This is a genomic window from Bifidobacterium thermophilum, from assembly GCF_037482445.1.
In the GTDB taxonomy this organism is placed as follows: domain Bacteria; phylum Actinomycetota; class Actinomycetes; order Actinomycetales; family Bifidobacteriaceae; genus Bifidobacterium; species Bifidobacterium thermophilum_B.
Genome location: NZ_JBBHLY010000011.1, coordinates 74,643 through 94,566, shown reverse-complemented (window position 1 = coordinate 94,566; position 19,924 = coordinate 74,643). Strand labels below are relative to the sequence as shown.

The 19,924-nt window shown below is 61.6% G+C and carries 13 protein-coding genes and 1 tRNA gene; 4 read left to right on the top strand and 10 right to left on the bottom strand.

Annotation, left to right across the window (positions count from 1 at the left end; translation table 11 throughout):
* Nucleotides 1-37 precede the first annotated feature (37 nt).
* The 7 genes from WD012_RS06965 to WD012_RS06935 all read right to left on the bottom strand — a co-directional run bounded on the left by WD012_RS06965 (nucleotide 38) and on the right by WD012_RS06935 (nucleotide 7,747).
* The gene (locus tag WD012_RS06965) at nucleotides 38-1,702 is read right to left on the bottom strand and encodes an isopeptide-forming domain-containing fimbrial protein (RefSeq protein ID WP_339563037.1); all 1,665 of its coding nucleotides are present in this window, start codon (nucleotides 1,700-1,702) and stop codon (nucleotides 38-40) included.
* 219 nt (nucleotides 1,703-1,921) lie between these two features.
* Nucleotides 1,922-3,997 carry a DUF7604 domain-containing protein gene (locus tag WD012_RS06960; protein ID WP_339563036.1) on the bottom strand — a complete coding sequence of 692 codons (2,076 nt, stop codon included), beginning with the start codon at nucleotides 3,995-3,997 and terminating at the stop codon, nucleotides 1,922-1,924.
* A gap of 571 nt (nucleotides 3,998-4,568) precedes the next feature.
* Entirely contained in the window at nucleotides 4,569-4,877 is a 309-nt protein-coding gene (locus tag WD012_RS06955; protein ID WP_339563035.1) for an acylphosphatase, read from the bottom strand.
* A 17-nt stretch (nucleotides 4,878-4,894) separates the two neighbouring features.
* On the bottom strand, nucleotides 4,895-5,725 hold the full coding sequence (locus WD012_RS06950) for a YggS family pyridoxal phosphate-dependent enzyme (protein ID WP_339563034.1): 831 nt from the start codon (nucleotides 5,723-5,725) through the stop codon (nucleotides 4,895-4,897).
* A gap of 63 nt (nucleotides 5,726-5,788) precedes the next feature.
* Entirely contained in the window at nucleotides 5,789-6,886 is a 1,098-nt protein-coding gene (locus WD012_RS06945) for a glutamyl-Q tRNA(Asp) synthetase (RefSeq protein WP_339563033.1), read from the bottom strand.
* A gap of 122 nt (nucleotides 6,887-7,008) precedes the next feature.
* Complete coding sequence (locus WD012_RS06940; RefSeq protein ID WP_339563032.1) at nucleotides 7,009-7,590, bottom strand: hypothetical protein; 582 nt, start codon at nucleotides 7,588-7,590, stop codon at nucleotides 7,009-7,011.
* An 83-nt stretch (nucleotides 7,591-7,673) separates the two neighbouring features.
* Nucleotides 7,674-7,747, bottom strand: a tRNA-Lys gene (locus WD012_RS06935).
* Nucleotides 7,748-8,112: 365 nt separating this feature from the next.
* On the opposite strand from WD012_RS06935, the gene WD012_RS06930 reads away from it, so the two are divergent.
* Together WD012_RS06930 and glf are read left to right on the top strand one after the other, a co-directional pair.
* Nucleotides 8,113-8,844, top strand: coding sequence for an MIP/aquaporin family protein (locus tag WD012_RS06930; protein WP_339563031.1), 732 nt, complete (start codon nucleotides 8,113-8,115; stop codon nucleotides 8,842-8,844).
* Between the two features lie 242 nt (nucleotides 8,845-9,086).
* Complete coding sequence (glf, locus tag WD012_RS06925) at nucleotides 9,087-10,244, top strand: UDP-galactopyranose mutase (RefSeq protein ID WP_026503348.1); 1,158 nt, start codon at nucleotides 9,087-9,089, stop codon at nucleotides 10,242-10,244.
* Nucleotides 10,245-11,912: 1,668 nt separating this feature from the next.
* On the opposite strand, the gene WD012_RS06920 is transcribed toward glf, so the two are convergent.
* The gene (locus WD012_RS06920) at nucleotides 11,913-13,058 is read right to left on the bottom strand and encodes an inositol-3-phosphate synthase (RefSeq protein ID WP_015451151.1); all 1,146 of its coding nucleotides are present in this window, start codon (nucleotides 13,056-13,058) and stop codon (nucleotides 11,913-11,915) included.
* Between the two features lie 77 nt (nucleotides 13,059-13,135).
* Complete coding sequence (locus WD012_RS06915) at nucleotides 13,136-13,597, bottom strand: hypothetical protein (protein WP_339563030.1); 462 nt, start codon at nucleotides 13,595-13,597, stop codon at nucleotides 13,136-13,138.
* 280 nt (nucleotides 13,598-13,877) lie between these two features.
* Here WD012_RS06915 and WD012_RS06910 point away from each other — a divergent pair, with 280 nt between their 5' ends.
* Nucleotides 13,878-15,881, top strand: coding sequence for a transglycosylase domain-containing protein (locus WD012_RS06910; protein WP_479686357.1), 2,004 nt, complete (start codon nucleotides 13,878-13,880; stop codon nucleotides 15,879-15,881).
* Nucleotides 15,882-16,160: 279 nt separating this feature from the next.
* On the opposite strand, the gene leuA is transcribed toward WD012_RS06910, so the two are convergent.
* Nucleotides 16,161-18,077 carry a 2-isopropylmalate synthase gene (gene leuA / locus WD012_RS06905; RefSeq protein ID WP_339563028.1) on the bottom strand — a complete coding sequence of 639 codons (1,917 nt, stop codon included), beginning with the start codon at nucleotides 18,075-18,077 and terminating at the stop codon, nucleotides 16,161-16,163.
* Between the two features lie 336 nt (nucleotides 18,078-18,413).
* Here leuA and WD012_RS06900 point away from each other — a divergent pair, with 336 nt between their 5' ends.
* Nucleotides 18,414-19,805 carry a metallophosphoesterase family protein gene (locus WD012_RS06900; RefSeq protein ID WP_339563027.1) on the top strand — a complete coding sequence of 464 codons (1,392 nt, stop codon included), beginning with the start codon at nucleotides 18,414-18,416 and terminating at the stop codon, nucleotides 19,803-19,805.
* The last annotated feature ends 119 nt before the right edge of the window (nucleotides 19,806-19,924 follow it).

Below are 19,924 nucleotides of genomic sequence, written 5' to 3'. Positions count from 1 at the left end.
CTCGGCAGTTTCATCGGCTTGGGCCGCCCGCACGCCATCACATGCGTCGTTCCATCCTGCGGACGATGGCAAGCGAGACGCCGGCCAGCGCCAGAAGCACCGCCGCCGAACCCGCGATCACCATGCCGCCTGCCGCACCGGTCAACGGCAGTTCGGTCAACGATTTGACGTTGCGCACCCGGATGGCACCGTCCTCGTCCGCAGTGACCAGATCATACGGGTCGAGTCCGGTGTCGCTGAAGGTGACGACCGTACGCTGGCCTGTGGCATCGTAGGTGAGTGTCACTTTGAACGAACCGGTCACCTGCGCGGCCCCGTCGGCGACACGGGTCTCACGCACGGTGTACGTGCCGTCCTCCAGCCCGGAGAAGGTGACCCGGCCATGCTCATCGACATCTGCCGCGTAATCTTTGTTGTGCATCTGCACCGGCTTACTGTTGTCCGCGTCATACAGCGTGAAACGCGCACCGGTCACGGTGGAGCCGTCCGCGAAATACTTCTCGAATTGGAAGGTGTTGGTGTACACGTTCACCGGGGTGGATTTCCCGGACGCCACGCCGCCTACGGTCACTTGGGCGCAGTTTCCGGCCACTTGGTCGTCAGCGGCATGGTCGTTCACGGTGGCCTTGTAGGTGACGGTGAACGCTTCTCCCGCGGCGCTTTGCATGGTGTCCAGCACACTGCGGGCGATGGTGACGGTGAAGGTCGGGGCGGCCCCGTCCCCCACACCCTTGCCATCGACGGATTGCTCCGCCGGATCGACGGTGTAGTCGGCGGCCGGCAGAGCAGTGCCGTTCTTGCCGTATGTCACGGTGATATTGCTTTTCGATGTGTCGATGCTCAACCCGCGGCTCGCGTAATCCTCGAACACGTAGGTGAAATCATCGCCCTTGCCGGTCGTCGACGGGACGGTTCCGGTGATGCGGTAGGTCAGCTCGTCACCCACCCGAACGGTGCCCTGTTGGTCGCCGGTCACGGTTTTCGTCGGTGGGGTGCGATACGCCTCGTTTTTCACGATGACGCTGCCGTCGGTCTTGAAGATATCGTGCTTCGTGCCGACCAGCATGGTCAGCGAGCGCACGGATGCGGGCATGTCCGTAACGCCGTCAGGGAGTTTCGCGGTGACATCGACAATCGCGTACAGTCCACCTTGCAGACCGGTGATAGTCAAGGGGTCTTGCGTTGCAGTGTATTGTGTGCCATTTGTCTTGACATAGCCGACGAGCGCATTGGCGAACAAGCGCGAACTCGCATCTGCGGCCCACGGGAAGGTGGTGCTCTGGTCAATCGGTGTACCGCTGACGGCCTGCGCCCACATGAGCGGGTCGACGCCCTCGGGCGCTTCCTGTTGCAGCGCCGCTTTGATGGCCTGGCGGACCGCGGAGTCGGCTTGGCTTACGGTGGTCAGTTCGGCGGAATCGTCACCGTTGAATGTGGCGATAGGCGCGACGGCGAAAGTATGACCGATGATTTCGCCTCGCGTACCGGCTTGGATGATGATTGATTTGTCGTTTTCCGCCGCAATGGCCGGACTCGGGGCGAGCGCCGCCGTGCCGAGCCCGATGACGCCGAGCAACGCCACGCCCGCCGCCGCAATCGAGCGGATCGGCGATGGCTTGTCTCCCCACGACGATGATGGATGGCTTGTTCTGGACGAGGCCCTGTTCCAGGCCTGCGAAACGATATGTATCAGGGATGTCATGATTCCTCCTCCTGCGGTGTGTTGCTGGTCACGGTGGGCGTGAACTTGAATATGGTCTGGGTTACAGCGGTGCGAATCCGTGCTGCGGCGGCGAGCGCGGGGCGCCGGATTGGCGTTCCCGACCGGCGTGAAACGCATGGTTCTCATGCATTCGGCTCCTTGTGGACATCCGGTTTAGCGCACTGAGCGCACTCGCCGGGTGAATCGGACGAATCTGGTTCATCGGACGCTCCTTTCGGCGACGCGCCTGCGGGAACGCTTCAGAATCCACACGCCTGTTCCGGCGAGCGGCAATCCGACGGCAAATGTCAGCCAAGGACGGTCCAGATGGATACCGGAGGCGCCGGTAAGCGGAATCTGGTCAGCGAGAGCGAGGGACGCGGTGTTGACTATCGTGCAGGTGGCATGCATGCCGGGCGCGATTGCCACATCGCCTTCGGACGAGACGCTGAGCGGGTTGCCAGCGGCATCCGCGCATGCCCAGCCGCCGGACTCGTATCGCGCGTAATTCTGGTATGGTTTGCCGTCTACGGCGTAGTCGTCGTTGTGCGTTTCCGCCAGACGGTAGGTTCCCGGTTCGACCGTCTTCGCGGGCAACGCAGCGGTATGCTCGTCCTCGCGTTCGGATGGCGCGGCCGGGCCGATTCCGCTCCCGCTTGCCGCGTCCCCAGATGACGCTCCCGGTTGTGGGGCGGAGGCGGAGACCAACGATGCCGACAGATTCCAGGCGGCCGGCTGCGCGGGAGTGTAGGCGGTCGCGTTGGTGTTGTCCACGGTTTTTACGAGCGTCAAACTCGGCGCGGCGACCTGTACGACCGGCCTCGCGTATGCCGCGGTCAGTTCGTCGGACACGCTTTCCTCGCTGCTATCCCCGCTGACGGTGAGCGTGACGGTCTTGTAGCGCAACAGTGCCGAGCCTTCCGCATTCGAGAAGAATCCGGGCTGCCCGGAGCTTGTAGCGTTGCCGGGAACATCGGTCAGTTCGTCTCCGGTGTCCGGGTACTTGCCTGTTTCGATGAAGCTCCGGTATGCCGCCGCGGTCGGTGTGATGTCAATGGATACACGGTAGGTGGTTTCCGGGTCCAAGGTCTTACCATCGGGCATGCGCAAGGTCAGGGTCCCCGTCGCCTGGTCGAAGGCGGCAACCATGCCGTCGGTGGATACCGCCGAGCCGTCCGCCTTGCTGGCGCTGATCTGCGGGGTGACCACCGCGTCGGCACCGGTGGCAGGCGACCCGTCATCGTCCAACGCGACCACCCATGAGGACAGGGTGTCGCTGATACTCACATCACGGTACCGGATGGTGGATGTGATGATCATCGCGATATCGTCGAAGGCATCCGCGAGACTGTCCGGATCCGTGCCCGAATAATGGACACCGTTGGCCGCAGTCGCCAACGCCGCCATATTCGTCTCCGCGGCTTTGCCGGCACTCACCGTGAACAGCGCCGTCCCGTCCGCACGCTTGTTGGCCTCCGCGACGGCCGCATCGAAGCAGCGGCCGTCGGGATCGGAGCTGCCGTTGCCGTAGACGCCGTACCGGTTGTTCCAGTCATCGCCGCCCATGGCAGACGTGCGGAAGGTCGGCGAGCCGTCTGAAAGCATGACGATATATCGGCGATCGGCAGTACTGCCGTTCAGCAGGGCGTTCGCGGCATGCATGCCGGCCTCCCAGTTCGTGCCACCGCCGGTGGACGATGACGCATCCAGCCCTTCAAGCGCCGTGGACAGCGCGGCCGCGTCGCCGGTCCATTGGCTGCCATTCATGGGAACGATGCTTGCGTTGGTATCAAAATCAACCAACGCGATGCGCACATTGCCGCCGGTTGACGGGTCGAGTAGCGTCGTGGCGAGCCGTTGCGCCGCCTGCGTAACCACCTGCCATCGGGTCAGGCACGTGCTTGGCCAATGGCAGTCAGGATCCTCATGTTCCGCCATACTGCCCGAGGAATCCAGCACAAGAACCACGTCGGCGCTTTTATGGTCGACGCTGCCGCTGGTGCTTTCCGCACCGGTAACGCTCAATGTGAGCCGATACCGCTCATCGTCGAGGCGTTCGATGGTTTTTGTATGCTCCGGTTCAGGAAGTTGCGCAGTCGCGCGGTCTGCCGCGGGGTGTGCCGTCGGTTGCGGACCAGCCTGTTGGGAATCGTCCTGCGCCGAGCTTGTTTGCGCCGAACTGACCATCGCCGATTCGGCCTGTGCCGAGCCGGCCTGCGTCAATCCAGACTGTGCCAGCCCGACCTGTTCAGCGGCATTCACGGACGCTTCACCCGGCAGCGCCCAAACCGCCATTGCAAACAATGTCAATACGCATACCGCGAATGCGCAGATGGCGCGATACCGATTATCGGCACGCCGGCTATGCTTCGCGGCTCCCGTCGCACCGCCATCCCGTCGTCGTGTCATGGCTCCTCGCTTTCCCTCCTCAGACGCGGCTTCCATGCCGGAGACCGCCTGTTCAGTGGTCGATAGCGGCAGTGTAAAATTCGCGCCACGCTGCGCGGAACCCCCATATTCACCCCGAATCACGGGGACGGGGAGACCTCTCCCCCGTCAAACTTGCCCACCGGCATGGTTCTGGCGACTTGCGATACTCCCCCGTTCACCCCTTGATTTCGCGGATTTTTCCCCTATCTCACGTATTTGTCCGAATCTTGGACACTTGGCGACGTGGAAGACCTCACGGCAGTCAGGATCCCATCGAAGGCGGGTGCGCGATGACAAACAGAACACGCCGGGCCAACGGCGTCGCCGGCGTCTGCGCTCACAACGCCCAAGGCCGCACAACGCCACATTCCCCATCAATCTTGATCATGGTCGGCAACCGAAGACGGCACCCACGGCCGCAACGCAACACCGAAAATCATCGATCAGAACGGACGGAAAAATCCCTCTCTCCCGACGCCAGCGGCACGACATCAATATCGACATGCTCGACACGGCTCCAGCGTGGCCCCGCTTCCACCGCATTCTCGAAACGCTCCAGGTCGACCCCCTCGCCTTGAGCCTCAAGCTCGACCGAGCCGTCCATACGATTGCGCACCCAGCCGGTCAACCCGTACCGACGCGCCGCCATCACCGTAAAATAGCGGAATCCCACGCCTTGTACCATGCCGGTCACCAGCATGTGCACACGTGAATGCGATGAGGGTCTGTCCGTCTGCGATGCCATACCGAGCCGACCTGGAATCAGATGAACGCGCGCGGGCCGAAAATCGCGGTTCCCACGCGCACGATGGTCGACCCTTCGGCGATGGCGAGCGCCATATCGTTCGTCATGCCCATCGACAGCTCGTGACAGTGCGCTGTACCGGGCGTGCCGGCCTGAAGAATCCGATCGCGCGTCTCGCGCAAGTGAGCAAAGCCACGGCGGATCACCGCTTCGTCGTCCACGTGGGCGCCGATAGTCATGAGGCCTTGCAAATCAAGGCCTTCGAGCGTTCCGATCTGCTGGGCGAGATCGACGGCCTGTGCCGGGTCACACCCCGACTTCGATTCTTCACCGGACTCGTTGATTTCCAGCAGCACGCCGGCGGTGATGCCACGCGCGACGGCGCGACGGGAAATTTTCTGCGCCAAATCAAGGGAATCTACGGATTCGATAGTTTCAACCACCGGCAGCACCTTACCGATCTTGTTGCTTTGCAACTGGCCGATGAGATGGAAGGGGATGTGATGCTCGGGATCGTCATCGTGCATATTCCCTTCACCGGCGGCCGCCCCCAGCGAAAAACCGCGCGCGGCACACTGCCGGGCAAGTCCTTCGGCTTTGGCGACAACCTCCTGTGGGCGGTTCTCGCCAATCATACGGACACCGGCATCGATGGCGGCCATGATCTCGCCAACATCACGCGTCTTCGTGGCGGCGAGCAGCCTGACCGAACCCGGCTCTCTGCCGGCCTCCATCTCCGCCTGGGCGATGCGGTCCAGCACGCGATGCACGCCGTCCGCAATCTGTTGCGCCCGGCCCTCGTCAATGGTCTCGTTCGCCAGATCCTTGTGATCCATATACGCTGTCATGCATGCCTCACATCCGCCCGCGGACACGGCTCGCCCCCGCAGGTTGTCCTGTTTTCCTGGTCCTCATCGTAGTAGGTCTTGTGTATCGCAGCGATGATCGTTCCGATGCTCGGCGATGATGTTCCACGTGAAACCATCGAGCAGGTCGGAGGGACGACAAGGCACAGGCTGCGGCAGCAGCCCCAGCATCCATGCGCAATAGCCGATGATGCGTTCGGGGCTTACGCCTTCCTCGCGCAGCACGCCCAGATCGAGGGCACGATCGCGCTTGGCCAGACGCTTGCCGGAAAGGTCGTCGACCAGCGGCAGATGCGCGAACTGCGGTATTGATGCGGTTACAGGCGATGCGGCGGGAGATGTCTGCGCCGGCGAGACGCTTTCCAACGCGCGGCGAATCCACAACTGAATCGCTGTGGACCGCAGCAAATCGCGCCCGCGCACAATCTGGGTGACGCCCATATCGAAATCATCGACACTGACAACGAACTGATACGCGAACAGCCCGTCAGAACGTCGAATGACGACATCGCCGACCTGCCGCCCCAAATCGATGCGTTGCGGCCCGAACACCTCATCGTCGAAAACGATCGTGCCCGCGGGATTGGCTCGCCCAGGCACCGCAATACGCCAGGAATGGCGGTCGCCGCGGTCGATACGGGTGTTGCGCTCAGCAGCAGACATATGACGACACGTTCCCGGGTAGATGATGAAACCATCGCCCTCGTTTGGGGCGGATGCGGCGCGAATGTCTGCACGCGAGCAGAAACACGGGTAGATGAGCGGCGATTCCTCGTGCGGCTCTCCGTTCGAGTCTGGGCACCCGTCCGCAGGAAAGCTTGGCAGCAAGATATCCTGCGTCAGGCTATCGTCCAGCGTCATACCACGCAGGGCATCAAGTATCTGTCGATATCTGTCAAGTCTTGATGACTGATAGACCGGGTCGCCGTCCCAATCCAGCCCGAGCCAGTGGAGGTCATCCATGATCCACCGGTCGGCATCCCGCACCACGCGCGGGGCGTCGATATCCTCGATCCGCAAAATCAGTTTTCCGTCGCGGGACCGCACGCCCAGCCAAGCGGCGAGCGCCGCATACGCATTGCCGATATGCATGCGCCCGGTCGGCGATGGCGCCAGACGCCCGATAACCGCTGAATGTTCCACGCTTGCAGTCTATCCGCCCGTGTATCCGGCCGTGCAGCCTTTGCCGCCCGATCTGTCGCCGGGTCCGCACAGAACGCATGGAACGCACGGAACGCACGGAACGCACGGAACGGCCGGTCCGTTCAATCCACCCAGTGGAACCAGGCGTCGAAAACATGATGCCCGATGTAGCAGTCTTTTTCGTCCTTGCTGGTCAGCAGGGTATCCACTCCCAAGCCATCAGGTAGACGCAAGCGGCCGATTTCGGGGGCGAGTATCTGATACCCATAGTTCGCCAGGATCTCGGGGATGCGCTGTCGCGTATCCCATGGCACGGCAGAGACCAAATCATCGGCTACCGGAAGGTTGCTAAAGCTACCTTTGCCGTCCAACGCCACCCTCGCCTCTACCACCTTCATCAGCGCGGCCAACGGGGCGATTCTGCATACCACCACAGATGCGTACCGGGTCACCTGGTATCCGTCACGAATCTCAGGCTCCACGCCTCTACGAGCCAGACGAATTTCGACAAAACTCGCCCAGCCACTGCCATAATCACTATCCTCGATAGAGAACACCGTGGACTCGGGCGTGCGGCCCAGTTCGGCGGCAATCCGCCGATAGTCAAGCATGGCCCAATCCTCGAAGACTTCCGCGTCTTCGCAAGCCAGTGCAAGAAGGTTGGGATTTGTGACAAAATCCTGGCCACAATCTGCAAGCATCATGGCATCAGCCTACCATGCACGCCAGCATCACATGGAATCTGGAGCGAGAAACAAAAAACCGCAGCCAAAGCTGCGGTTGAAAGTGCCCCCTCGGGGATTCGAACCCCGGACACGCTGATTAAGAGTCAGCTGCTCTAACCAACTGAGCTAAAGGGGCAAGTTGGCTAGTCGATTTCTCGAACCGAGTGATTACTATACTCGTCTCTGATTCGAACGCAACTTATGCGCTGTTCCGGCGTGTCGTTTTCTGACCGGTCTGTGGAAAACCTCGCATCAGACAGCCAAGACCATGGTTCCCGCTACACTGGCACTCGCGCCGACGTCCGGCGCATCCATCCGCGAACCCTGCCACGGGCCAATCATGCCCGAAGCTGGCAGCGCGATGACCACCGGCTCCACGCGTTGAGAGCCGCGCGGCCAATGGAGGCACAGACGCCCTGGCACGCGAATCCATTCGTTTCGTCGCGCAAGCGCAAGAAAACCAGAGAACACAAGACACAAATACGAGAGAGAAGCAGAGCAGTGACTTACTCACTTTTCGTCAAACTGGCTGCCGAATTCGTCGGCACCGCCATCCTTATGGTGTTCGGCAACGGCTCCGTCGCCAACGTCGAACTCAAGAACACCAAAGGCCATCATGCCGGCTGGCTGAACATCGCCATGGGCTACGGCTTCGGCGTGATGTTCCCGGTGCTCATGTTCGGCGCGGTCTCCGGCGCCCACATCAACCCGGCCATGACCCTCGCCCAGGCCGTCAACGGCTTGTTCCCATGGAACGAGGTGCTGCCGTACATCATCGCCCAGCTGCTGGGTGCGGTCGTCGGCCAGCTCATCGTCTACGTCACCTACTACCCGCATTACCGCGACACCGAAGACGCCGAAGCGATCCTCGGCACCTTCTGCACCACCGACGCCGAAAACGACCGCGTGAACTACTTCCTCAACGAGTTCTTCGGCACCTTCATGCTGGTGATCGGCGCGCTGTGCTGCCTGTCCATGCCGTGGGGTCAGAAGGATCCGGCGGCCGCATCCATCGTGGTCGGTTTCATTGTGTGGGGCTTGGTCACTTCGATGGGCGGCCCGACCGGACCTGGCCTCAACCCGGCCCGCGATCTGATGCCGCGTCTGCTGCATCAGCTGCTGCCGATTCCGCACAAGGGCGGTTCCCGTTGGGGTGAGGCCTGGATTCCGGTGGTCGCGCCGATTCTGGGCGCAATTCTGGGCGCGTTCCTGTTCAAGACGATTTTCGCCTGAACGACTGCCTAGCACACAGCCCGGCGGTGGCACGGCATCCCAGTCCGTGCCGCCGCCGGGCTTTCCTGTATCCGGCGTTTGAATCCGGATTCGGTGAAAACCTCGCAAACCGTTCCGCGAGAATCCGGCGATAGGGATACGTGGGACTAGACTGAACCCCAATGGTTCCCGCGCGGGGACGGGAAACTGCACATGGCGTCATCTGGGCGCCGGCAGCGGTTCCGAAGAGCAGAAAGGCAAATATGGACGCGGATCTGGTAATCGTCGGCGCAGGCTTGTTTGGTCTGACCGTGGCGCAGCAGGCGGTCGAGAAGCACGGCGCGAAGGTGGAAATCATCGACGTGCGCGATCACATCGGCGGCAACGCATACTCATACATGGACAAGGAAACGGGCGCGGAAATCCACAAGTACGGCGCCCACCTGTTCCACACCTCCAACCCGCGCGTCTGGGAATACGTGAACCGCTTCACCGAGTTCACCGACTACGTTCACCGCGTGTACACCACGCATAACGGCGAAGTGTTCCCGCTGCCGATCAACCTCGGCACCATCAACCAGTTCTTCCACGCACACTACACGCCGGCCGAAGCCAAGGCGCTGATCGCCGAGCAGGCGGGCGAACTCGCCGGCACCGACCCGGCCAACCTCAACGACAAGGGCATCTCGCTCATCGGTCGGCCGCTGTACGAGGCGTTCATCAAGAACTACACGGCCAAGCAGTGGCAGACCGATCCGAGCGAACTGCCGGCAGGCATCATCAAGCGTCTGCCCGTGCGTTTCAACTATGACAACCGCTACTTCCGCGACACTTGGGAGGGCCTGCCCAAGGACGGTTACACGGCGTGGATGGAGCGCATGATCGACGATCCGCGTATCCACGTGACCCTGAACACCGATTTCTTCGACGAATCCCAGCCGCTGAACAAGAAGGCGCTCGTCGGCAAGGTGCCGGTCGTCTACACCGGCCCGGTCGACCGGTACTTCGATTACGAGCTTGGCGATCTCAAGTGGCGTACCGTCGATTTCAAGGAAGTCCGCTACGATGAGGGCGACCATTTCGGCTGCCCGGTCATGAACTTCGCGGATTCCGACGTGCCGTACACCCGCGCCATCGAGTTCAAGAACTTCAACCCCGAACGCAAGGATTCCCAGAACCCCGACAAGACGGTGGTCTGGGAGGAGTACAGCCGCTTCGCCACCCGTGAGGATGAGCCGTACTACCCGGTCAACACCGCGGAAGACAAGGCGCTGTACGAGCAGTATGCCGCCAAGGCCGCGCAGGAGCCGAAGGTCGTGTTCGGCGGCCGTCTGGGTACGTACAAGTACTACGACATGCACAATGTGATCGACACCGCGCTCACCGCCTACGAGGAGCAGGTGGCGCCGCTGCTCGGCTGAGACAGGACGGGTGGCCAACCTGGGAGCGGACTGAGGGCTGACTTTGGGCTGACCGAAGTCTGACCTGGACTGTCTGAGGATCGACTTGGGCTGGCCCGGGCTGATCGAAGTCTGGCTGAGTGCCTGAGAATTTACTCGGACCAACTCAGACTGCCCCGGGCTGACCGAAGTCTGGCTGAGCGCCTATTTGGAACCGGCGAAGGACTGGCTGTTCCGAGCCGCCCGACTGCAACATCTGAACGCCGACATGGGGTTGCTGATTCCATGCCGGCGTTCGCGTATTGTGCCACGGTGGATACTGGGCGTAGGACGTATCTCATCCCAGTGCGACTGGCCAGTCACATCACTGACAACTACGGCCCGCTCGCACCGGAAAACCGACCCAATCGCGTCGCCGTGCAACACAGCAGTCGCACCGCGGGCAGATACCCCTGCCAACCACCCAAATCATCCCGACACCTCGCCGCCATGCGACCGGCAGAGCGCACCGCACGCGAATACTGCCACTGGGAGGCCTCCTCGCCCCCGATACTCACCCACCGTGCGACAGACCAGTCACACAACAGACAGATACCACCGATATACGCCACTCCTACACCAATACCCGCACGCCATGCGACACAGCAGTCGCACTGCGAGCAGATACCCGGACGGACAGCACCAGAAGCACCGGTATCCACCCGCCGTGCGACCAGACAATCACACCACACGCAGATACCACCGAACCCCAACCGGCAATCCAAGACAACTCTGCCGCCGTGCAACCAGACAGTCGCACCGCGGGCAGATACCCCGGCCAACCACCCAAATCATCCCGACACCTCGCCGCCATGCGACAGGCCAGTCGCACCGCACACGAATACTGCCACTGGGAGGCTTCCTCGCCCCCGATACTCACCCACCGTGCGACAGACCAGTCACACAACAGACAGATACCACCGATATACGCCACTCCTACACCAAAACCCGCACGCCATGCGACACAGCAGTCGCACTGCGAGCAGATACCCGGACGGACAGCACCAGAAGCACCGGTATCCACCCGCCGTGCGACTGGCCAGTCACATCACTGACAGCTATCGGCCGCACACGCCGGAAAACCGACCCAATCGCGTCGCCGTGCAACACAGCAGTCGCACCGCGGGCAGATACCACCGAACCCCAACCGGCAATCCAAGACAACTCTGCCGCCGTGCAACCAGACAATCACACCGCAGACAGATACCCCTGCCAACCGCCCCAATCATCCCGACACCTCGCCGCCATGCGACAGGCCAGTCGCACCGCAGACAGATACCCTGGCGGCTGCCCCCTTCGCGCCGGCAATCTCCCAACCATGCGACAGGCCAGTCGCACCGCACGCGAATACTGCCACTGGGAGGCTTCCTCGCCCCCGTATCCGCCCACCGTGCGACACAGCAGTCACACCGCACAGGCAGATGAGCAGTCGGACAGCACCCGCAACGTCGATACCCACCCGCCATGCAACCAGACAATCACACCGCAGCCAGATATCGCACCCCAGCCACACTACCGCAGCAACGAAAAACCGTCTGCCTGCACCGAGAAATCTCTCAGCGTCGGCAGACGGTTATCAATAACGGGTAATCACGGCATCTGGCGGCACATATCGACAATCATCTGTCGCCAGACACGCAACGCACCCAATCAGGCGTGCCACACGTCCTTGCCAGCGGCCTTCGCAGCCGCGACATCGGCGTCAAGCTGGGCCTCATTGGCCTCGGATTCGCCAGTGATGAACTTCTCGACGAGGGCCTTCGCCTCGCCATCCTCGTGCTGAACGGCCGGGGACTTCATGAAGTACGCGGAAGCGGACAGCACCGGGCCGGCCAGATGGCGGTCGAGCGCAATCTTGGCAGCACGCAGCGCGTCGATGACCACACCAGCGGAGTTCGGGGAATCCCACACCTCGAGCTTGTACTCAAGATTCAGCGGAACATCGCCGAAGGTGGTGCCCTCAAGGCGCACGAACGCGAACTTGCGGTCCTCAAGCCACGCGACATAGTCGGACGGGCCGATGTGCACGTTGTGCGGATCCATCTCGTGAGGAACAATGGAGGTGACGGCGCGGGTCTTGGAAATCTTCTTGGATTCCAGACGCTTGCGCTCAAGCATGTTCATGAAGTCCATGTCGCCGCCGACATTGAGCTGGTACGTGCGGTCGAGGCGCACGCCACGGTCCTCGAACAGGCGGGCGAGCACACGGTGCGTAATGGTCGCGCCGACCTGGCTCTTGATATCGTCGCCGACGATCGGCAGACCGGCCTTGCGGAACTTGTCAGCCCACTCCGGGTCGGAGGCGATGAACACCGGCAGGCAGTTCACGAACGCGCAGCCGGCATCGATGGCGGCCTGGGCGTAAGCCTTGTCAGCCTGCTCGGAACCGACCGGCAGGTAGCTGATGAGGATGTCGGCCTTGGTGTCGCGCAGCACCTGGGCAACGTCCACCGGCTCGGCGTCAGATTCGGTGATGACCTGACGGTAGTACTCGCCGAGGCCGTCACCGGTCGGGCCGCGCTGCACGGTGACACCGGAGACCGGCATGTCCTTGCAGAACTGGTACGTGTTGTTCATGCTGGCGAAGATTGCCTCGTTGAGGTCCTTGCCGACCTTGGCAGCATCAACGTCGAATGCCGCGACAAACTCGATGTCCTTGATGCGATAACCACCGAACACGTTGTGCATGATGCCGGGGATCTTCTCATCGTCCTTGGCATCCTTGTAATATTCGACGCCTTGAACGAGAGACGAGGCGCAGTTGCCCACGCCAGCGATTGCCACGCGAATGCTCATTTGGACTCCTCTTAACTAAGCGTTGCGTTATTCCAAACTTCAAGCATACCGTTTCGTTTGGAGAATCACACACGAAATCAGGAAGAAACATCGCCAATCGGGGTGGACATGCTCCACCTGCCTGCCTTGTACAGACAAATCTGCGCTTGTTGATGGTTTTTGGAGGGCCTGGACGGCATGGATGCGGGCGCGGGTAGCGGCGGCTTGCACACAGCTTTGGTCTCGTCCCGGTTCATCCGTCCGCGCCCCGGCCTGAACCAATAATCATCGGCAAGACACCAACGCAAGCGATACGCGCTCTTCCCCAACCGGCAAACATCGCCGGCGAGTCTCAAGTTTGTAAGAGTTCCGGTCACAAGGAGCGGTTTTTCAGGTGCTCCGGCTACGGTTGCAACCATGGCTTCACAGAAACGTAGTGCTTCATCACGCCCACGCAGCGCGCGCAGCGCATCATCCACGCGCAGCGCCGGGAGCGACGCATACGATTCCAACAGCTCACAACGGGCTTCAAACTCGGCATCACACAGCTCGAGCGGCACACGCGCCTCCCAACACGGTTCCCATCGCGCACACGGCTCGCACAGCCAGCGCAACAGCCGTTCCTCATCCGCTGCATCATCGCGCCGAGTCGCGGCAACACGCCACAGCGGGCCGGGAACCCACCGCGCCGAGGGCAAAGGCCCGAAAACACGCGTCAAAGGCCGCCATCTGATTCTCAAATGGTCGCTCGGCTTAATCCTCACATTCATCGCGGTCGCTGTGGGCGCATTCGCGTACTTGTATGTGACCACAGAAATCCCGCAGCCCGAAAAAGTCGCCATGGCCGCGAAAACCACCGTCTACTATTCCGACGGCACCACGCCAATCGGCAGCTACGCCGCTCAGAACCGCGAAATCATCGACTGCTCGACGCTGCCGAAATACGTTGGGCAAGCCATCGTCGCCTCGGAGAACCGCACCTTCTATCAAGACAAAGGCATTGATTTGCGCGGTATCACCCGAGCCCTGATCACCAATCTGCGCACCGGGTCGCGGCAGGGTGGGTCGACCATCACCCAGCAATATGCGGAACGGTATTATTTGGGCGAAACGACCACATACAAAGGCAAGTTGCGCGAGGCAATCCTCGCTATCAAAATCGCACAGACCCAGTCCAAGGACACCGTGCTGTGCAACTATATGAACACGATTTACCTCGGACGCGGCGCGTACGGCATCCAGGCCGCAGCGAAAGCATACTTCAACAAGGACGCGAAAGATCTGACCGTGTCCGAAGCCGCGATGCTCGCCGGCATCATCCCCGCGCCGAGCACTTGGGACCCGGCGATCAGCCCCAAACAGGCGACCTCGCGATTCAACCGCGTGATCCGCATCATGAAGGCGGACGGATACATCACTTCGGCGCAGGCCGCGGAGGCCGCCATGCCGCAAACCGTCGCCCAAACCACGGAAAACACCTATCAAGGGTTCAAAGGCTACCTGCTGACCATGGTCGAACAGGAGCTGGTCAATTCCAAGGCATTCACCAAGGATGAGCTGGAAACCGGCGGATACAAGATTGTGACGACTTTCGATCAAACCTTGCAGAACGAAATGCAATCCGTAGGAGACAACCGGGCGTCCGGCATGCCCGACGGGATGCAGATCGGCGCACTGGCGGCGGACCCGCGCGACGGCAGCATCAAATCGATTTACGGCGGCACCGATTATCTGACCCACCAACTCAATAACGCCACGCAGGCCACCTATGAGCCGGGTTCGACGATGAAACCCTTCGCTCTGCTCGGAGCCGCACAGGCCGGCGTCAGTTTCAACACCATGTTCAACGGCAACTCGCCGCAAACCTTCAAAGGTCTGGTCAGTTCGGTGGCCAACTCCGGCAACGTCAGCTACGGATATGTGAACCTGTACAAGGCGACCGCCTACTCCATCAACACGGCGTTCATGAATCTCAATGAGAAGCTCACACCGCAGAAAACCGCGGAAATCGCGCATTCCGCGGGTATCACGAGCGATATCGACGAAACCTCGCCGTACAACGTGCTCGGCATCAACTCGGTGACCGTCAAGGAACTCACGCAAGCCCACGCGACCATCGCCACCGGCGGGGTCAAGCACACATTGCATTGCGTGTCCAAAGTCCTCAGCTCCGACAACAAGGAGCTGTACTCCGCGAAAACCGGCGATGAGCGCGTGTTCGAGGAGAACGACTGCGCTTTGGTCATCAAAGCGATGGAAGGCACCGTGCAATACGGCACGGGCAAGGAAGCACGATCCATCGGACACACCATCGCCGGCAAGACCGGTACCGCAAACGATGCGTACGCGGCCTCCTTCGTCGGGTATACGCCGCAATTGATCAGCACCTGGGCCATGTGGTACCCGAATGAGAACGGAAATCCGCAAGAAATCCCCGATTTCAACGGGTACACGCATTCGGAGTATCCGGTGCATCTGTTCACCGAATTCATGAAGCAGGCGCTTAAGGGCACCGAGGACACTGCGTTCCCGACCGCCACCGACGACGGCAAGGTCGGCGGGCCGGACGGGACATGGGGAACGGGCGGCACCGCCACACGCCGCCCCTATTCGGGCTCATCCAGTTCGAGCAGCCCGTCCCCCTCTGCATCGGCGACCACGGGCACCGCGCCTTCGACCGGTTCCACCGATGAGGGGAACACCGGCGATACGACCTCTGGCGGTTCCGGCGCTGGGACAGGCGGCGACGGTTCGAATACCGGCACTGGCGGCACGGGAACGGGAACGGATGGTACTGGTGGAGACAGCACTACCGGCGGCAACGGCACAGCAACCGGGCAGTGACTTCTCCCATCGTTGCTGAGACAAGAACCGTCTCTCTTTTATACAAACTGGCTACGCTGAGCGGCTTCTCAGCGTAGCCAGTTTGTTTAAGAGGGGAAGGTGGAGCCGTCCGCCGTCAGCCGTCAGCCGTCCGGCACGGCACGGCACAACCCGTTCGGCACAGCGCAAGCGCAATCCAGATAACAACGGGCCCGGCCACCATAAAACACAGTGACCGGGCCCGAAGCTTCCGAGCCGATACGCGTCCCGGCGAATCAGCTCAGGCTGCTGAACTCAAGCTCAGCGCTCGGAGCGATTGATCGCGGAGATAATCGCCTTGAGCGAGCTCGTGATAATCGAGGAATCGATGCCGACACCCCAGATGACCTGGCTGTTGTCGCCCTCATCGCTGATCTGGCACTCCACATAGGAAGCAGCCATAGCATCGGCGCTTGCGGTCATCGTATGCTCGACATAATCCTTGACGGACACCTTGATACCAAGCGTGCCGATGACGTTGATGAACGCGTCAATCGGGCCATTGCCGGTACCGGTCAGCTCGCGAATCTGGTCATCGCCGCTGTTCGCGAGATCGGTGCCACGGTCGAGCATCTTCACCTTGATCACCGTGTCGGAACCGTCCTCGCCAGAAGAAACGGACACGTTGAGCAGCTTGAGACGACCCCACTGCTTCAGGGTATCGTCGCCGTGGTCGCCAACAACCGCACCCGCGGCGGTAGCGCCGGAATCCTCAACCGGCAGGTACTCGTCCTTGAACAGACGCCAGATGTCCTCGTCCTTGACTTCGCGCTTGGTTTCGTCCGCGTAGGCCTGCACGACCTTCTCGAACTCGATCTGCAAACGCTTGGGCAGATCAAGATTGTGGTTCGTCTTGAGCAGGTAAGCCATGCCGCCCTTGCCGGACTGGGAGTTGACGCGGATGATCGCCTCGTAGCTGCGGCCAATGTCCTTCGGGTCAATCGGCAGGTACGGCACCAGCCACACGAACTTGTCAAGGTCGGCACCGGCACGCTCAGCCGCCACCTGACGAGCTTCCAGGCCCTTCTTGATGGCGTCCTGATGAGATCCGGAGAATGCGGTGAACACGAAGTTGCCCGCGTACGGGTGACGCTCGGAAATCTTCAGCTGGTTGCAGTATTCAACGGTCTTGCGGATTTCCGGCACGTTGGAGTAATCAATCTGCGGATCGATACCCTGGGTGAGCATGTTGAGCCCGAGCGTGACCAGATCCACATTGCCGGTACGCTCGCCATTGCCTAGCAGGCAGCCTTCCACGCGGTCGGCGCCGGCGAGCACGGCCAGCTCGGTGGCGGCCACACCCATGCCCTCGTCGTTGTGCGGATGCAGGGACAGCACGACGGATTCGCGATCCTTGAGGTGATTCGACACGTACTCAACCTCGTCCGCGAACACGTTCGGCGTGGTCATTTCGACCGTCGCCGGCAGGTTGATGATCATGCGATGGTCCGGTGTCGGCTTGATGACGTCAATCACCGCGTTGCACACCTCAACCGCGTAATCCGGCTCGGTGCCGGTGAAGGATTCCGGGGAATATTCGTAGTAAAGGTCCGTGCCCTTGGCTTCGCCCTCGAGCTGCTTGCACAGCGTGGCGGCGTCCGTGGCGAGCTTCTTGATGCCTTCCTTGTCCTTGCGGAAGACGACCTCGCGCTGCAGCACGGAGACGGAATTGTAGAAGTGCACGACCGCGCGCTTGGCGCCGCGCAGGCATTCGTACGTCTTGCGAATCAGGTGCTCGCGCGCCTGGGTGAGCACGATGATGGTCACGTCGTCAGGAATGAGCTCGCGCTCGATCAGCATGCGGATGAAATCGTAGTCGGTTTCCGAAGCACTCGGGAAGCCGACCTCAATCTCCTTGAAGCCCATGGACACCAGCAGGTTCCAGAAACGCAGCTTACGCTCGGAATCCATCGGGTTTACCAGCGCCTGGTTGCCGTCGCGCAAATCGACGGAGCACCAGCGCGGGGCGCGGCGCAGCTTCTTGTTCGGCCACGTGCGTTCAGGGAACTCGAACGGCACCTGCTTGTCGTAGGCGACGTACTTGTTGTAGGGCATATTGCTCGGCTTCTGCGGGCCGCCGATGAATCGCGCCGGAGGCAGCAGCGGGTCGTTATTCCCTCCGTTGGACGCTGCGGCGACTGCCGCGAGATCAAATACTGATGATTGATCCTGACCCATCACTCCTCCTTATCTTGGTTGTGCCGCAAACCACGGCATCGTTTCGTGCGCGGTGTACCGCGTCGATGGGCGCCGTGCTGCGCGTTTACCTCCGCGTAACACGGACGGTTTCATCCTACCGGGAGGTATCCATATTCCATCGGCAGGTTTCGGGATATGACCATGAAACGTCGGGGACAATCCTGCATTGCACACCCACCTCCTGCGTGTCGGCCATTGCAGGGTATCCGGGCGGTGTCACGTTCATGGGAACGCCGCGTGTACCGCAGATGAACAATCGGGATATTCCGCGCGCGACGCGTTTTCGCCCCGAGATACCGCCGTAGAGTGGGATGCATGACGCTTCGATTCCGTGATGACGGCACGTTCCGCATCCTTCAAGTCTCCGACATCCAGGACGGCCCGCACGTCAGCGAGGACACCTTGCAGCTAATCGGCGACGCCGTGCGGGAGGCTGACCCTGATCTGGTCGTGCTCACCGGTGATCAGATCCGCGGGTACGACCCCGCATACATCGACACGTTCATCTCGCGCCGCGGCGACAGGCCGGGCGACCATGTGCGCGTCGTCAGCCGTCTGGAAGCCGCTATCGAACACGTGCCATCGCAGCGGGAGCTGTGCCGTAGCAATGCCTTACCGGCGCCGGATGAGGACACGCTTATGGAGCACACACGGCAGAACGTGAGGTCAACATTCTCGCAGTTCCTCGGGCCGATTGTGGCCCATGGCGTGCCATTCGCCGCCACCTACGGCAACCATGATTTCCAGTGCGGCATCGACGTGGACGAGCAGGACGACCTGTACCGCGAAATCGACGGATGTCTCAACCCGGTCGCCGGCAGCGGCCCGCTCGCGTTAGAGCCCGGCACGTTCGCGCTTCCGGTGCTCTCGAGTGGCGGCGAGCGCATCGCGATGGGTGTGATGATGGTCAATTCCGGCGATTACGCGCTTGATGGGGACGCCTCGCGGGCAGTGCCGTCCACCGGCCCGGTCAGTTCCGGGGCGCATCCGGTTGTGCAAGGACGCGGGCTCGATCTTGTGGATTCCGACGGGTATGGCGTACCGTCCGCCGCTGCGATTGACTGGCTGGCCGATGCCGAATACGAGTTGAGCGCGCGAAACGGTGATGGCATGCCTGTTCCCGCCATTGCCCTCCAGCACATTCCGACACAGGAGTTCTACGATTGCCTACGCGAAGTGCCGTGGTGGACCATGAACGCCGTCGAGGGGACGCGGGCATTCTCCGGGCGGTGCTTCCTGCTCGATGAGACGGTGTGCCGACCGGGTTCCATGCTTGGTGAATCGGTGAACTGCGCGGATATCAATGTCGGCGAAGTCGCCGCGATGAGACGCGCGGGCGGGTATTTCGCGCTGTTCGCCGGGCACGACCACAAGAACGCGTACGTCGGGCACGCAGGCGGGCTTGATTTGGGTTACGCACCGACCTGCGGATTCGCCAGCTATGGTCCCGATGCTGATTTGCGCGGGGTGCGGCTGCTGACTTTCCGTGAAGATGATCCCGCCGCCTACCACACGCGCATGATTACATGGGGTGAGCTTGGTGGCGGTGCCGTGCACGACAAGCTGCGGGTGTTCCTTGGCGATTATGGCGCCGCCGATGCCGCGACCGTGCGCAATCAGCTGCGCCGGCCGAAAGTCGCGGGGGCGATTGGGGTTGCGGCAGCGGGCCTGTTGGGTGCCATCGCCGCACACCGGCGGAGGCAGTAGGGTCGGCAGGCGGCCGGGCGGCAGCTGGGACGACGGCCAGGGCGACGGGTACTTGCTGCCTCGGTATCTGTCTGCCATGTACGTGAGCAGTCGCACCGCGGACAGATAGACCGACAGAT

What these genes read in the sequence shown, in the direction of transcription:
- WD012_RS06960 (WP_339563036.1), bottom strand. Translation starts at nt 3,997, where the DNA reads ATGGCGGTTTGGGCGCTGCCGGGTGAAGCGTCCGTGAATGCCGCTGAA.
- WD012_RS06910 (WP_479686357.1), top strand. Translation starts at nt 13,878, where the DNA reads ATGGCCGCGAAAACCACCGTCTACTATTCCGACGGCACCACGCCAATC.
- glf (WP_026503348.1), top strand. Translation starts at nt 9,087, where the DNA reads ATGGACGCGGATCTGGTAATCGTCGGCGCAGGCTTGTTTGGTCTGACC.
- leuA (WP_339563028.1), bottom strand. Translation starts at nt 18,077, where the DNA reads ATGGGTCAGGATCAATCATCAGTATTTGATCTCGCGGCAGTCGCCGCA.
- WD012_RS06900 (WP_339563027.1), top strand. Translation starts at nt 18,414, where the DNA reads ATGACGCTTCGATTCCGTGATGACGGCACGTTCCGCATCCTTCAAGTC.
- WD012_RS06940 (WP_339563032.1), bottom strand. Translation starts at nt 7,590, where the DNA reads ATGATGCTTGCAGATTGTGGCCAGGATTTTGTCACAAATCCCAACCTT.
- WD012_RS06920 (WP_015451151.1), bottom strand. Translation starts at nt 13,058, where the DNA reads ATGAGCATTCGCGTGGCAATCGCTGGCGTGGGCAACTGCGCCTCGTCT.
- WD012_RS06950 (WP_339563034.1), bottom strand. Translation starts at nt 5,725, where the DNA reads ATGACAGCGTATATGGATCACAAGGATCTGGCGAACGAGACCATTGAC.
- WD012_RS06955 (WP_339563035.1), bottom strand. Translation starts at nt 4,877, where the DNA reads ATGGCATCGCAGACGGACAGACCCTCATCGCATTCACGTGTGCACATG.
- WD012_RS06965 (WP_339563037.1), bottom strand. Translation starts at nt 1,702, where the DNA reads ATGACATCCCTGATACATATCGTTTCGCAGGCCTGGAACAGGGCCTCG.